Annotated in this window: 14 protein-coding genes; all 14 read left to right on the forward strand. The window is 72.7% G+C overall.

The features are described 5' to 3' along the window. Window positions 1–219, forward strand: a 219-nt coding sequence (locus tag A6V29_RS04960; RefSeq protein WP_137159277.1) for a hypothetical protein, incomplete at its 5' end; no start/stop codon positions are given. Then, entirely contained in the window at window positions 216–1,373 is a 1,158-nt protein-coding gene (locus tag A6V29_RS04965) for an acyl-CoA dehydrogenase family protein (protein WP_137159278.1), read from the forward strand. The genes A6V29_RS04960 and A6V29_RS04965, both read left to right, overlap by 4 nt. A gap of 64 nt (window positions 1,374–1,437) precedes the next feature. Next, on the forward strand, window positions 1,438–1,785 hold the full coding sequence (locus tag A6V29_RS04970; protein ID WP_137159279.1) for a YbaB/EbfC family nucleoid-associated protein: 348 nt from the start codon (window positions 1,438–1,440) through the stop codon (window positions 1,783–1,785). Window positions 1,786–1,820: 35 nt separating this feature from the next. After that, window positions 1,821–2,420 (forward strand): recombination mediator RecR, encoded by a 600-nt coding sequence (gene recR / locus A6V29_RS04975; protein WP_137159280.1) that lies wholly within the window; start codon window positions 1,821–1,823, stop codon window positions 2,418–2,420. Between the two features lie 186 nt (window positions 2,421–2,606). Continuing rightward, a complete protein-coding gene (locus tag A6V29_RS04980) occupies window positions 2,607–3,731 on the forward strand; it encodes an IS30 family transposase (RefSeq protein WP_502700074.1) in 1,125 nt (374 codons plus the stop codon). Between the two features lie 259 nt (window positions 3,732–3,990). Beyond that, entirely contained in the window at window positions 3,991–5,082 is a 1,092-nt protein-coding gene (locus A6V29_RS04985; RefSeq protein ID WP_137159282.1) for a methionine ABC transporter ATP-binding protein, read from the forward strand. Beyond that, window positions 5,079–5,738, forward strand: a complete 660-nt coding sequence (locus A6V29_RS04990) for a methionine ABC transporter permease (RefSeq protein ID WP_137159283.1) — start codon at window positions 5,079–5,081, stop codon at window positions 5,736–5,738. The genes A6V29_RS04985 and A6V29_RS04990 overlap by 4 nt, the downstream gene beginning before the upstream one ends. A 72-nt stretch (window positions 5,739–5,810) precedes the next feature. After that, complete coding sequence (locus A6V29_RS04995; protein WP_137159284.1) at window positions 5,811–6,635, forward strand: MetQ/NlpA family ABC transporter substrate-binding protein; 825 nt, start codon at window positions 5,811–5,813, stop codon at window positions 6,633–6,635. 185 nt (window positions 6,636–6,820) lie between these two features. After that, complete coding sequence (locus A6V29_RS05000) at window positions 6,821–8,527, forward strand: ABC transporter substrate-binding protein (protein ID WP_137159285.1); 1,707 nt, start codon at window positions 6,821–6,823, stop codon at window positions 8,525–8,527. Window positions 8,528–8,612: 85 nt separating this feature from the next. Next, entirely contained in the window at window positions 8,613–9,617 is a 1,005-nt protein-coding gene (locus A6V29_RS05005) for an ABC transporter permease (RefSeq protein WP_137159286.1), read from the forward strand. A 5-nt stretch (window positions 9,618–9,622) separates the two neighbouring features. Beyond that, the gene (locus tag A6V29_RS05010; RefSeq protein ID WP_249933028.1) at window positions 9,623–10,555 is read left to right on the forward strand and encodes an ABC transporter permease; all 933 of its coding nucleotides are present in this window, start codon (window positions 9,623–9,625) and stop codon (window positions 10,553–10,555) included. Between the two features lie 5 nt (window positions 10,556–10,560). After that, the gene (locus A6V29_RS05015; protein ID WP_137159288.1) at window positions 10,561–11,625 is read left to right on the forward strand and encodes an ABC transporter ATP-binding protein; all 1,065 of its coding nucleotides are present in this window, start codon (window positions 10,561–10,563) and stop codon (window positions 11,623–11,625) included. Beyond that, window positions 11,622–12,755: an ABC transporter ATP-binding protein gene (locus A6V29_RS05020; protein ID WP_137159289.1), complete on the forward strand. Its 1,134-nt coding sequence runs from the start codon at window positions 11,622–11,624 to the stop codon at window positions 12,753–12,755. The genes A6V29_RS05015 and A6V29_RS05020 overlap by 4 nt, the downstream gene beginning before the upstream one ends. Before the next feature lie 183 nt (window positions 12,756–12,938). After that, window positions 12,939–14,139, forward strand: a 1,201-nt coding sequence (locus A6V29_RS05025; protein ID WP_170977694.1) for a TPM domain-containing protein, incomplete at its 3' end; no start/stop codon positions are given.

Consider the following 14,139-nt stretch of genomic DNA (forward strand, 5'->3'; position numbering starts at 1 on the left):
CCGGGCTCCTACGGCGGTCGCGCCGGCGCCCAGGAGGCCGCCCGGGCGGCCGAGGCCGCGGAAGCCGCCGAGGCGCGCGAGCTGCTGGCCGAGCGCGCCGCGGAGGCGTCGTCCGGCGCGACCCGCGAGCCGGAGCCCGCCGTCGACCCCGAGCAGGCGGCGCTCTCCCTGCTGCGCACCCAGCTCGGCGCCCAACCGATCGACGGAGGAACCCCGTGAGCGAACGCGACCTCTCCGACGACGAGCAGGCGATCGTCGAGGCCGTCGCCACGTGGGTGGACCGCGAGGTGCGGCCGCGGGCGGGCGAGCTCGAGCGGGCGCAGGAGTACCCGACCGCGCTCATCGACCAGATGAAGGAGATGGGGGTCTTCGGGCTCGCCGTTCCCGAGCGGTGGAGCGAGTCGGCCGTCTCCGCCCGCTGCTTCGCGCTGGTCACCGAGCAGCTCGCCCGGGGCTGGATGAGCCTGGCCGGTGCGATCGGCGGGCACAGCGTCGTCGCGCTGATGCTCTCCCGGTACGGCACCCCCGAGCAGCAGGAGCGCTGGCTGCCGCGGATGGCCACCGGCGAGGTCCGCGCGGCCATGGCGCTGACCGAGCCCAGCGGCGGCTCCGACCTGCAGGACATCCGCACCCGCGCCGTGCGGGACGGGGACGAGTACGTCGTCGACGGCAGCAAGACCTGGATCACCAACGCCCGGCACGCGGGGCTGATCGCCACCCTGGTGAAGACCGACCCGGACGCGCGGCCGCGGCACAGCGGGATCAGCATCCTGCTCGTCGAGCCCGGCCAGGTGGAGGTCTCCCGAGACCTGCCCAAGCTCGGCTACCGCGGGGTGGAGTCCTGCGAGCTCTCGTTCGCGGGCTCGCGGGTCCCGGCCGCCAACCTGCTCGGCGGCGTCGAGGGCCGCGGTTTCGCCCACTTCATGTCCGGGCTCGAGCTCGGCCGGATCCAGGTGGCCGCCCGCGCCGTCGGGGTGGGCCAGGCCGCGCTGGACGACGCCCTGGCCTACGCCCAGCAGCGTGAGACGTTCGGCAAGCCGATCTGGGAGCACCAGTCGGTCGGCAACCTGCTGGCGGACATGGCCACCAAGGTGCACGCGTCGCGGCTGCTGGTCCTGGACGCCGCGGCGGGCATCGACGCCGGCCGGCGCAGCGACCTCGCGGCCGGCATGGCCAAGCTCTTCGCCTCCGAGAGCTGCATGCAGGTGGCGCTGGACGCCATGCGGATCCACGGGGCCGCGGGCTACTCGGCCGAGATCGACATCGAGCGCTACTTCCGGGACGCGCCGCTGATGATCGTGGGCGAGGGCACCAACGAGATCCAGCGCAACGTCATCGTCCGGCGGCTGGTCGAGCGGGACCGGGAGAGCTGAGACCCACGGGACGGCGGTGGCCGTCACGGCGCCGTCGGTCGTACCCGCGGCCTACGCTCGTGTCATGTTCCCCGGTGGAGGTCAGCCCGACCTGTCGCAGCTGATGCAGCAGGCCCAGCAGATGCAGCAGGCGATGGTCGCCGCGCAGGAGGAGCTCGCGTCCCGCGAGGTCACCGGCACCGCCGGCGGCGGGCTGGTCTCGGCGACGATGACCGGCGGCGGGGAGCTCACCGCGCTCACCATCGCGCCGTCCGCCGTCGACCCCGACGATCTCGAGACGCTGCAGGACCTCGTCGTCGCCGCCGTCCGGGACGCCAAGCGCGCCGCCGACCAGCTGGTGGCCGACACGATGGGCCCGCTCGCCGGCGGCCTCGGCGGCGCCGGGGGCGGCCTCGGCCTGCCGGGTCTCTGACCGCCGTCTCCGACCCCGACTGACAGAGGGACACCGTGTACGAGGGCGCCGTCCAGGACCTCATCGACGAGCTCGGCCGGCTGCCCGGCGTCGGGCCGAAGAGCGCCCAGCGCATCGCCTTCCACCTGCTCGCGTCCGAGTCCGCCGACGTCGGCCGGCTGGTGGCCGCGCTCACCCGCGTGCAGGCCGAGGTGCGCTTCTGCGTGACCTGCTACAACGTCGCCGAGGCCGAGCAGTGCCGCATCTGCCGCGACCCGCGCCGCACCGAGGACGTGCTGTGCGTCGTGGAGGAGCCCAAGGACGTCGTCGCCATCGAGCGCACGCGTGAGTTCCGCGGCCGGTACCACGTCCTCGGCGGGGCGATCAGCCCGATCGACGGCGTCGGCCCGGACGACCTGCGGGTCAAGGAGCTCATGACTCGGCTGATGAGCGGCACCGTCACCGAGCTGATCATCGCCACCGACCCGAACCTCGAGGGCGAGGCGACCGCCGCCTACCTGGCCCGCCTCGTCGGCCCGATGGGGCTGACGGTGAGCCGGCTGGCCAGCGGGCTGCCCGTCGGCGGCGACCTGGAGTACGCCGACGAGGTCACCCTGGGCCGCGCCTTCGAGGGCCGCCGCACCATCAGCGCCTAGCGCGTCCACCCTCACCGCAGCGCGTCCACCCTCAGCGTGCGCCACGAGGGAGGAGGCGCTGGGATCAGGTCACCCGGGCTCAAGGGGTCGTCGCAACACCCTGACTGACTGGAGGTCAGGGCCATGGCGAGGACGGTGGAGCTGCAGCATCTGCGGCGGGCGTTCTGGCAGGGCGTGCGCGAAGGGCTGAGCACGGAGGCCTCGTCCTCGCGGGCTGGTGTGTCAAGCACCGTGGGACGGCGGTGGTTCCGTGAGTGTGGCGGGGTGTCACCTATCGCCCTGGCCGAGCCGACCGGCCGGTATCTGAACCTCGCCGAGCGGGAGGAGATCTCCCGGGGACTGGCCGCCGGGCTGACGGTGCGAGCGATCGCCCGCGGGGTGGGCCGCAGCGCGTCCTCGATCAGCCGGGAGATCCGCCGCAACCGGCCGCCGGGCCGCCCGTATCGGGCGGTCACCGCCCAGGTCGCGGCCGAGCAGCGGGTGCGGCGGCCCAAGCCGCGCAAGCTGGCCCAGGCGCGGCTGCGTGCCCGGGTGCAGGCTGATTTGACGGAGAACTGGTCGCCGCAGGAGATCGCCGCCCGGCTGAAGCTGGACTTCCCCGACGATGAAGCGATGCGCATCTCGCACGAGACGATCTACCAGTCGCTGTTCGTCCAGGCCCGCGGCGAGCTGCGCAAGGAGCTGGCCAAGCACCTGCGCACCGGCCGGGCGATCCGTCGTCCACGCCGGCGGGTGGATGGCCGCTCCAGCCCCGACCGCCGCATCCCCGACAAGATCATGATCAGTGAGCGGCCCGCCGAGGCCGACGACCGGGCCGTTCCGGGGCATTGGGAAGGCGATCTGATCCTGGGCAAGAACAACCGCTCCGCGATCGGCACCCTGGTCGAGCGCTCCACCCGGTTCCTGATCCTGCTGCACCTGCCCGGCCCGCACGACGTGCTGGCCTTCCAGCACGCCGTGGTGGCCGCGATGGGCGGGCTCCCCGACCACCTGCGCCGCTCCCTGGCCTGGGATCAAGGCCTGGAGATGCGCAACCACAAGCAGATCCGCATCGCCGCCGACCTGCCCATCTACTTCTGCGACCCGCACTCCCCCTGGCAGCGCGGCAGCAACGAGAACACCAACGGCCTGCTTCACCAGTACCTACCCAAAGGCACCGACCTCTCAGTGCACAGCCCCGCCGATCTCGCCGAGATCGCCCGATCCCTCAACGGGCGTCCCCGGAAGACCCTCAACTGGCTCAAGCCCATCGAGGTCATCCGACCCCTACTCTCAGGCGATCAACCGGCGGGTGTTGCATCCGCTCCTTGAATCCACCTCACCTGATCCCAGCCGGACCCCGGGGCGGTGGTTGAGGGCTCTCTCACATCCGCGGATCTGGCAGATCGGGCCGCCTCCGAGGCACCATCGACGGATGGCCCGGGGTTGCGCGTTGACGAAGCGTCGCGCCATCGACCTCATGCGCACGGCCAGCCGGCTCTAGACCCGGCGTTCCCGGGTACGCGCAGGCAGCACCCCGCGTACCGCAGCCGCCCTGTGCCGCCCAGCCGAGTCCCGCCGAGGCCCACCCGTGATCGAACTCACCGACGTCCGCAAGGTCTTCCCCGCCCGCCGCGGGGCGGCCGAGGTGGTCGCCGTCGACGGCGTCAGCCTGTCGGTCGACGCCGGCGAGTTCGCCGGCGTCGTCGGCCCGAGCGGCTCGGGCAAGAGCACGCTGGCCCGCACGGTGAACCTGCTGGAGCGCCCCACGTCGGGCCGGGTCGTCGTCGACGGGCAGGTGCTCACCGACCTCGACGACGACGGCGTCCGCCGCGCCCGCCGCTCCGTCGGCATGATCTTCCAGCACTTCAACCTGCTCGACTCGCGCACCGCCGCGGCCAACGTGGAGCTCCCGCTCGAACTGGCCGGCGTCGCCAAGGCCGAGCGGCGCCGCCGGGTCGCCGACCTGCTCGACCTCGTCGGCCTGGCCGACCGGCACGCCTCCCGGCCCGCCCAGCTCTCCGGCGGGCAGAAGCAGCGGGTGGCCATCGCCCGCGCCCTGGCCGCGAAGCCCAAGGTGCTGCTCTGCGACGAGGCCACCAGCGCGCTGGACCCGGCCAGCACCACCGGCGTCCTCGAGCTGCTCCGCCAGGTGCGCGCGGAGCTGGGCCTCACCGTCCTGCTGATCACCCACGAGATGGCCGTCGTCCGCGCGGTGTGCGACAGCGCCGTGCTCATGGACTCCGGCCGGGTCGTCGACGGCGGTCGGCTCGGCGAGGTGCTCGTCCGCCCGCACTCGAAGCTGGCCGCGCAGCTGCTGCCCACCCCGCCGGTCGCGGGGCTGCCCGGTGACCTGGTCCGGGTCACCGTCACCGACACCTCGCCCGAGGGCGACGTGCTGCGGGTGCTCGTCGGCGAGCTCGGGTTCGACGTCGAGATCGTCGGCGGCTCGGTGGAGACCGTCGCCGGCCGCCGGTTCGGCAGGCTGCTGCTGCAGGTCGGTGGCGACGACGGCCGGCTCGACCCCGCGCTCCAGCGGCTGCGCGACGCCGGCTCGCTGGTCGAGCGGGCCGACCCCGCCGACGACCCCGCCCCCTGGCGCGAGGAGGAGCCACCGGAGCCCGCGTCGGTGCACGAGCCCTACGAGCCCCGCTTCCTCGACGCCCCGGACGTGCAGCGATGAACGACTGGTCCCGCATCACCCCGCAGCTGATCGAGGCGACGTGGGAGACGCTCTACATGGTCGGCGTCGCCACCGGCCTGACGGTCCTGCTCGGGGTGCCCCTGGGCGTGCTGCTCACCGTGACCGCGCCCGGAGCCCTCGCCCCGCGGCCGCTCCTGCACCGGACGCTGGGCCTGCTGGTCAACCTCGGCCGCTCGCTGCCGTTCATCATCCTGCTGGTCCTGGTCGCGCCGGTGACCCGCAGCATCGTGGGGACGACGATCGGCTCCACGGCCACGATCGTGCCGCTGACCATCGGCGCCGTCCCCTTCCTCGCCCGGCTGGTGGAGACCAGCCTGCGCGAGGTCAGCCACGGCAAGGTCGAGGCGACCCTCGCCATGGGTGCCCGCCGCCGCGACGTCGTCCGCACCGTGCTGCTGCCCGAGGCGCTGCCCTCGCTGGTCGCCGGCGTCACCGTCACGGTGGTCGCGCTGATCAGCTACTCGGCGATGGCCGGGGCGATCGGCGGCGGGGGACTGGGCGACTTCGCCATCCGCTACGGCTACCAGCAGTTTCGCACCGACATCACCGTGGCGACGGTCGCCGTCCTGCTCGTCGTCGTCCAGATCCTGCAGTGGGCCGGCGACCGCTGGGCCCGCCGGCTCGCCCACGCCTGAGCCCCGAATCCCTGAGCCCCCGAACCCCTGAGCCCCCGAACCCCGCACCACCCACCTCTCGCAAGGAGAACCATGCACCGCCCTCGCAAGTCCGTCCTCGCCGCCGTGGCCACCGCAGCCGTCCTGGCCCTGTCCGCCTGCGGAGGAGGCGACGCCGAGCTCTCGGGCGCCGACGAGCCGCTGCGCGTCGGCGCCTCGCCCGTGCCGCACGCGGAGATCCTGAACTTCATCGCCGACGAGCTGGCCGAGGACGCCGGCCTGGAGCTGGAGATCGTCGAGTTCACCGACTACGTGCAGCCCAACGTCGCCCTGGACGACGGCTCGCTGGACGCCAACTACTTCCAGACCGTGCCCTACCTGGAGGAGCAGGAGGCCAACGCCGGCTACGACTTCACCGCGCTGGACCCGGTGCACATCGAGCCGCTCGGCCTCTACTCCGAGTCGCTGACCGACGTGGCGGACCTGCCCGACGGCGCCGAGATCGCCATCCCCAACGACCCGACCAACGCCGGCCGCGCGCTGCGCCTGCTCGAGGCCAACGACCTGCTCACCCTCGCCGACACCGGGGACGCCGCACCGACGGCCCTCGACATCGACGACAACCCCAAGAACCTGAAGATCACCGAGGTCGAGGCCGCCCAGCTGCCGCGCTCGCTGGCCGACGTCGACGCCGCGGTCATCAACGGCAACTACGCCATCGACGCCGACCTCTCGCCGGCCGAGGACGCGCTGGTGCTGGAGGAGGGCGAAGGCAACCCCAACGCCAACCTGCTGGTCGTGCGCAGCGGTGACGAGGACGACGAGCGGATCCAGAAGCTGGAGGAGCTGCTGCACTCCGACGAGGTCCGGCAGTTCATCGAGGAGACCTACGAAGGCGCGGTCCTGCCCGCTTTCTGAGGCCGCCGATGACGGCCGGACGGGCCCGGAGCAAGGTCACGGGTTGGTGTCGAAGCGGACCTCACGGACCCGCGCGCGAACGCCTGCCCTAGATTCCCTGCAGCGCCGTGGAGGCTTTCGCGTCCTCGGCGATCAACTCCGGAGCTCGTCCGGCCGTCCTGGGCCGGAGAAGGCAGGTTTCCGCGATGTCACGACGTCGTACCACTCGGGTGCTGGCCGCCTCGTCGGCCGCGCTCATCGCAGCCACGCTGGCGGCGTGCGCCTCCAGCGACCGGGATTCCGGTGGGGACGGCGGAGGTGACGGCGAGTCCGGCGGCACGCTGGTCTTCGGCGCCACCGGCGACCCGGCCATGCTCGACCCCGCCTTCGGCAGCGACGGCGAGACCTTCCGCGTCTCCCGTCAGATCTTCGAGGGCCTGCTCGGCAACGAGCTGGGCGGCACGGACCCGGTCCCCGAGCTGGCCACCGACTGGGACGTCAGCGAGGACGGCCTCGAGTACACCTTCGCCCTCGAGGAGGGCGTGAAGTTCCACGACGGCACGGACTTCAACGCCGAGGCCGTCTGCTTCAACTTCGACCGCTGGTACAACTTCGAGGGCCTGGCCCAGAGCCCGAGCGCCTCGTACTACTACCAGGCGGTCTTCGGCGGCTTCGCGAACACTCCGGAGACCCCGAGCATCTACGAGAGCTGCGAGGCGACCGACGAGAACACCGCCGTCATCCGCCTGACGCAGGTCACCTCGAAGTTCCCCGCCGCGCTCGCGCTGCCCGCGTTCTCCATCCAGAGCCCCGAGGCGCTGCAGGAATACGACGCGGACAACCTCGGCGGTAGCGAGGACTCGCTGCAGTACTCCGAGTACGCCATGGGTCACCCCGTCGGCACCGGCCCCTTCAAGTTCGACAGCTGGGACCGCGGCAACGGCGAGGTCACCATCGTCCGCAACGACGACTACTGGGGCGAGAAGGCCAAGCTCGACGAGATCATCTTCCGGACGATCTCCGACGGGAACACCCGTCGCCAGGAGCTGCAGGCCGGCTCCATCGACGCCTACGACTTCGTCGCGCCGGCCGACTACGGCTCGCTCGAGGACGACGGCGCGCAGATCCTCGTCCGCGACCCGTTCAACATCCTGTACCTGGGCATCAACGGCGGGAACGTGCCGGAGTTCCCGGCCAACCCGGCGCTGCAGGACATCCGGGTGCGGCAGGCGCTCGCGCACGCCATCGACCGCGACACGATCGTCACGTCGCTGCTCCCCGACGGCGCCGAGGCGGCCATCGAGTTCATGCCGCCGACCGTCGACGGCTACGCCGAGGACGTCACCACCTACGAGTACGACCCGGACCGCGCCCGGCAGCTGCTGACCGAGGCCGGCGCCCTGGGCACGACCCTGCGGTTCTTCTACCCGACCGACGTCACCCGGCCGTACCTGCCGGACCCGGCCGCGATGTTCCAGGTCATCAGCCAGAACCTGACCGACGCCGGCTTCACCATCGAGCCGACGGCGCTGCCCTGGAACCCGGACTACCTCAACGCCGTCCAGGCCGGTGGCGCCGACATCCACCTGCTCGGGTGGACCGGTGACTACAACGACGCCTACAACTTCATCGGCACGTTCTTCGCCGAGGCGTCGAACAACCAGGCGTCGGCCGAGTTCGGTGCGTTCAGCGCGCCGGAGATCTTCGCCGCGCTGGCCGCTGCGGACGCCGAGCCCGACCCGGAGAACCGCACGGAGCTCTACCAGGAGGCCAACCGGCTGATCATGGACTACCTCCCCGGTGTCCCGATCTCGCACTCGCCTCCGGCCCTGGCCGTCAGCGACCGGGTCGAGGGCCTCGAGCCCAGCCCGCTGACCGCCGAGGTCTTCTACACGGTCTCGCTCCGCGACTGATCGGCGAACCCGGCCGCGCCGGTGGCAGCCCCTGCCACCGGCGCGGCCGGACCGCGTTACACCCCTGAAAGGCTGATCCCCGAGCGTGCTCCGCTTCATCATCCGGCGGCTCCTGCAGCTGATCCCGATCCTGCTCGGGCTGTCGGTGCTGCTCTTCGCCTGGCTGCGCGCCCTCCCCGGCGGCCCGGCCCAGGCCGCGCTCGGCGAGCGGGCGACCCCCGAGGCCATCGCCCGCTACAACGAGCTGTTCGGTCTCGACGAGCCCCTGTACGTCCAGTACTTCAAGTTCCTCGGCCGCGCCGTCCGGCTCGACTTCGGCAACTCCGCGCGCACCGGGCGACCGGTGACCACCGAGTTCCTCGAGCGCATGCCGGGCACCATCGAGCTCACCGTGTTCGCGATGATCTTCGCGGTCGGGCTGGGCATCCCGCTGGGCTACCTCGCCGCCCGCAAGCACGGCAGCTGGATCGACTCCACCTCGGTGATCGCCTCGCTGCTCGGTGTCGCGATCCCCGTCTTCTTCCTGGCCTACCTGCTGCGGCTGGGCTTCGCCGTCGAGCTGGGCTGGTTGCCCGGCTCCGGCCGGCAGGACGTGCGCATCGACGCCACGCGCATCACCAACTTCTACGTGCTCGACGGACTGCTGACCCGGGAATGGGATGCGGCCTGGGACGCCGTCCTGCACCTGATCCTGCCCGCGATCGCGCTCGGCACGATCCCGCTGGCGATCATCGTCCGGATCACCCGCGCCTCGGTCCTCGACGTGGTCAACGAGGACTACGTCCGGACGGCGAACGCCAAGGGCCTGGCCCCGTCGACGGTCCGCGGCCGGCACATCATCCGGAACGCCCTGCTCCCGGTGTCGACGACGATCGGCCTGCAGACCGGGCTGCTGCTGTCGGGCGCGGTGCTCACCGAGACGGTGTTCGCGTTCGGCGGCGTCGGCTCGGCGCTCTACGACGCGCTGTTCGCGCGTGACTTCGCCGTCCTGCAGGGCTTCATCCTCATGCTGGCCGTCGTCTACGTCCTGGTGAACCTGCTGGTCGACATCTCCTACGGCCTGCTCGACCCGAGAGTGAGGGTCCAGTGACCGCGGTGGGCGACGTGCGTCGCCGGCGCATCGACGAGTTGGCCGCCCGCGCCGGCCAGGTGCCCGAGGGCGAGGGCGGTGTCTCGCTCACCCGCAGCGCCATCCGGCGGCTGCGGCGCGACCCGGTGGCGATCATCGGCGCGATCATCGTCGCGCTGTTCCTGCTCGTCGCGCTGTTCGCGCCGCTGCTGGCCCCGAAGGACCCGCTGGCGCAGTCGCTGCTGTCGCAGATCCGGCCCGGCTACATCCCCGGCAGCCAGGAGGGCTACCCGCTCGGGGTCGACAACCTGGGCCGCGACCTGCTGTCCCGGCTGATCTACGGCTCGCGGCAGTCGCTGATGATCGGCGTGGTCTCCACGGTGCTCGGCGTCGTCGTCGGCATGTCCCTCGGCATCCTGGCCGGCGCGTTCGGCGGCTGGGTGGACACCCTGGTCATGCGGTTCGTCGACATCCTGCTGTCGGTGCCGGGCCTGCTGATGGCGATCAGCATCTCGGTGCTGCTGGGCCAGAACCAGTACGCGCTGATGATCGCCATCGCGGTCACCCAGGTACCGATCTTCGCCCGATTGCTGCGCGGGTCGATGCTGGCGCAGCGCAACAGCGACTACGCCGTCGCGGCCCAGGCGCTCGGGGTCAGGAAGGGCCGGATCGTCTTCGGCCACGTGCTGCCGAACTCGGTGTCCCCGGTGATCGTGCAGGCCACGCTCTCCCTGGCGACGGCGATCATCGAGGCCGCGGCGCTGTCGTTCCTCGGCCTCGGCGACCCCGACCTGGCACGACCGGAGTGGGGCGCGATGCTGGCCAACGCGCAGAACTTCCTGTCCGTGCGGCCGGAGCTCGCCGTCTATCCGGCGCTGTGCATCATCGTGGTCGCCCTCGGCTTCACGTTGCTGGGCGAGCGACTGCGCGAGGCCCTCGACCCGAAGTTCCGGAGGTGAGCGGGATGAGCGACGCTGCCGCTGCCCCGGTCCGGCTGGGCAACCAGCCGGTGCTGGAGGTCGAGGACCTCGCCGTGCGGTTCACCCGCCGCGGCGAGGGCGACACCCGCGCAGTCGACGGCGTCAGCTTCTCCGTCGCACCGGGCGAGACCATCGGCCTGGTGGGGGAGTCCGGCTCGGGCAAGTCGGTGACGTCGCTGGGCGTCATGGGGCTGCTGCCCAAGCGGGGCGTCGAGGTCAGCGGCTCGGTCCGGCTCAACGGGCAGGAGCTGATCGGCGCCAAGGACGAGACCCTGCGCCGGCTCCGCGGCGCGGACATGGCGATGGTCTTCCAGGACCCGCTCTCCTCGCTCAACCCGACGGTGCCGATCGGCACGCAGGTCACCGAGGTGCTGCTCGAGCACCGCGACATGTCGAAGAGCGAGGCCGCGGACGAGGCGGTGCGGCTGCTGGACCGGGTGGGCATCCCCGACCCGAAGCGCCGGCTCAAGGAGTACCCGCACCAGTTCTCCGGCGGCATGCGGCAGCGCGCGCTGATCGCGATGGCGCTGGCTTGCTCGCCGCGGCTGCTGATCGCCGACGAGCCGACCACCGCTCTGGACGTCACCATCCAGGCGCAGATCCTGGAGCTGCTGCGCGAGCTCGTCGTCGACACCGGGACGGCGCTGGTGCTGATCACCCACGACCTGGGGGTGGTCGCCGGCCTGTGCGACCGCGTGCACGTCATGTACGCCGGCAAGATCATCGAGACCGCCGACCGGCACGACCTGTTCGCCCGGCCGCGGCAGCCCTACACCGGCGGGCTGCTCGCCTCGGTGCCCCGGCTGGACACCGGCCGCGACGTCCCGCTCACCCCCATCCGCGGCTCCGCCCGTGACGCGATCCCGTGGGCGGAGGGCTGCGCCTTCGCGCCCCGCTGCGATCACGCGCAGGACGACTGCCTGACCGAGGTGTCCGGCAGCACCGTGGAGCTGGTGCCCGACGGCCCGGGCCGCGAGCTGCGCTGCCGGCACCCCATCGAGTACCCGCCCGCGCCCTCGGGCGCCACCGCCTCCGGAGTCCGCCCGTGACCGCCCCCGACCCGCTGCTCCAGGTCCGCGGGCTCGAGGTGCACTTCCCGATCAAGCGCGGGGTGTTCTTCGACCGCACCGTCGGCCACGTCCGCGCCGTCGACGGCGTCGACCTCGTCATCCCGCAGGGGCAGACCTACGGCCTGGTGGGGGAGTCGGGCAGCGGGAAGTCGACGCTGGGCCGGGCGATCCTGCGACTGGTCGAGCCGACCGCCGGCGAGGTGCTCTTCGACGGCACCGACGTCGCCTCGCTGCAGGGCGAGGAGCTGCGGCGCATGCGCCGGCGCATGCAGATGGTCTTCCAGGACCCGCTGGGCAGCCTCGACCCGCGGCAGAACGTCGAGTCGCTGCTGTCCGAGCCGCTGCGTGCCCACGACCTGGACGGCGGTGACGCGGGGATCGCCGCGCACATCCGCAGCCTGCTGGACGCCGTCGGCCTGCCCTCGGCCGCGCTGCGCCGGTACCCGCACGAGTTCTCCGGGGGTCAGCGGCAGCGGATCGGCATCGCCCGGGCGATCGCGCTGGAGCCCGACCTGCTGATCGCCGACGAGCCGGTCTCGGCCCTCGACGTGTCGGTGCAGGCGCAGGTGCTCAACCTGCTCGAGGAGCTGCAGGAGCGGCTGAACCTCACCTACCTGGTCATCGCGCACGACCTCGCCGTCGTCCGGCACATCAGCGACGTCGTCGGCGTCATGTACCTGGGCTCGCTGGTCGAGCAGGCCTCGGCCGACGACCTCTACGACGAGCCGCTGCACCCCTACACCCGGTCGCTGATGAGCGCCGTCCCGGTGCCGGACCCGGTCGTGGAGGAGACGCGGGAGCGGATCCTGCTGGCCGGCGACCTGCCCTCGCCGGCGAACCCGCCCAGCGGCTGCCGGTTCCACACCCGCTGCCCGTGGCGGCAGGAGACCCGGTGCGACGACGAGGTGCCGGTGCTGCGGGAGGTCGCGCCCGGGCGGCTGGTCAGCTGCCACTGGGTGGAGGAGATCCGCGACGGCGTGCTGCGCCCGAAGTCGGCCGAGGAGGTCGCCGCGACGCAGGGGGTGTCGGTGCGCGGCAGCGACGCCGACACGGCGCTGCAGCCCGACGCGCTCGTCCAGGGCATCGACGCCCCGATCGAACGCACCTGACCCGCCCCCGCCCCGACCCAGGCCCGAACGCACCTGACCCGCCCTGACCCAGGCATAGGAAGCTTTGCCTATGCCGGGGGCGCCCGGAACGTAGGTAGAGCTTCCTATGCCTGGCTCGGCGCGGGCGCCCCTACCCCGGCGCACGGGATCCGGACCCTCCTCACTCGGTACTGTCCATCGGTGATGAGCGTCGTGGGTGCCGCGCGGCGGCTGGTGGTCCTGCTGGCTGCGGCTGCGCTGCTCGTGCTGCTCGGCGGCGCGCCCGCCCTCGCGGAGCCGCCCTTCCGGCTCGACGAGCAGGTGGTCGACCGGGTCGGCGCCCTGCAGGGCGCCGAGGACGAGGTCGAGGACGCGCTGCAGGAGCTGCGCGCCGAGGACGGTACCCAGCTCTTCGTCGCCTTCGTGGCCAGCTTCGACGGCGTCGACGGGGAGGGCTGGGTGGACGCGACCACCGAGCTCTCCCAGCTCGGGGGTAACGACGCCCTGCTCGCCGTCGCGGTGCAGGACGGCGCCTACGGCTTCCGGTTGCCCGGGAGCTCGGACCTGACCGACGCCCAGGTCGAGCAGGCCGTCGAGCCGCGGTTCGGGGACGACGACTTCGCCGGCGGGGTGATCGCGTACGCCGACCTCCTGCGCACCGGGGGCGAGAGCGCGGGCTCCGGGTCGGGCGGGGGTTCGGGTGGCGGTGGGGCGCTGCTCGTCGTCGGCGGGATCGCCGTCGTGGGCGGCGGCGTCTACCTGGTGAGCAGGTCGCGGCGCCGCGCCGCCCGCGAGGCGCGGCCGCCGGTCCAGCGGCTGGAGCAGCCGGACCCCTACGCCGGGACGCCGACCGCCGAGCTGGAGGGCCGCGCGAGCGAGGCGCTGCTGGCGCTGGACGAGGCGATCACGACCTCTCAGCTGGACCTGGACTTCGCTCGCGCTCAGTACGGCGCGGACTCCGTGGTCGGGTTCGACGAGGCGCTGGCCCGCTCCCGGGAGGAGCTCGCGCGCGCCTTCACGCTGCGCCAGGAGCTCGACGACGACGTCCCGGAGGACGAACCGACGACCCGCCGGATGCTGGCCGAGATGCTCGCCCTCACCGAGGCCGCGGACGCCCGGCTCGACGAGCAGGCGGAGGCGTTCGCCCGGCTGCGCGACCTGGAGCACACCGCCCCCGACGTGCTCGAGGCTCTCGCGCCGCGGATCGCCGCGCTGCGCGAGCGCATCCCGGTGGAGGAGGAGCGGCTGGCCGGGCTGCAGCAGCGGTTCGCCGCCTCCGCCGTGGCCCCTGTCGCCGACAACGTCACCGAGGCACAGGCGCGGCTGGCTGCGGCGGAGCAGGAGGTCCGCGAGGCGCTCGACGCGCTGGGGGCGAACCGGCCGGCCGACGCCGTCGGCGACGTGC

The organism is Blastococcus sp. CCUG 61487, assembly GCF_005222955.1.
GTDB lineage: Bacteria > Actinomycetota > Actinomycetes > Mycobacteriales > Geodermatophilaceae > Blastococcus.

Excerpts from the sequence above, each read along its gene's own strand:
- A6V29_RS04995 (WP_137159284.1), top strand. The coding sequence starts at position 5,811 with ATGCACCGCCCTCGCAAGTCCGTCCTCGCCGCCGTGGCCACCGCAGCC.
- A6V29_RS04970 (WP_137159279.1), top strand. The coding sequence starts at position 1,438 with ATGTTCCCCGGTGGAGGTCAGCCCGACCTGTCGCAGCTGATGCAGCAG.
- A6V29_RS04990 (WP_137159283.1), top strand. The coding sequence starts at position 5,079 with ATGAACGACTGGTCCCGCATCACCCCGCAGCTGATCGAGGCGACGTGG.
- A6V29_RS05015 (WP_137159288.1), top strand. The coding sequence starts at position 10,561 with ATGAGCGACGCTGCCGCTGCCCCGGTCCGGCTGGGCAACCAGCCGGTG.
- A6V29_RS05000 (WP_137159285.1), top strand. The coding sequence starts at position 6,821 with ATGTCACGACGTCGTACCACTCGGGTGCTGGCCGCCTCGTCGGCCGCG.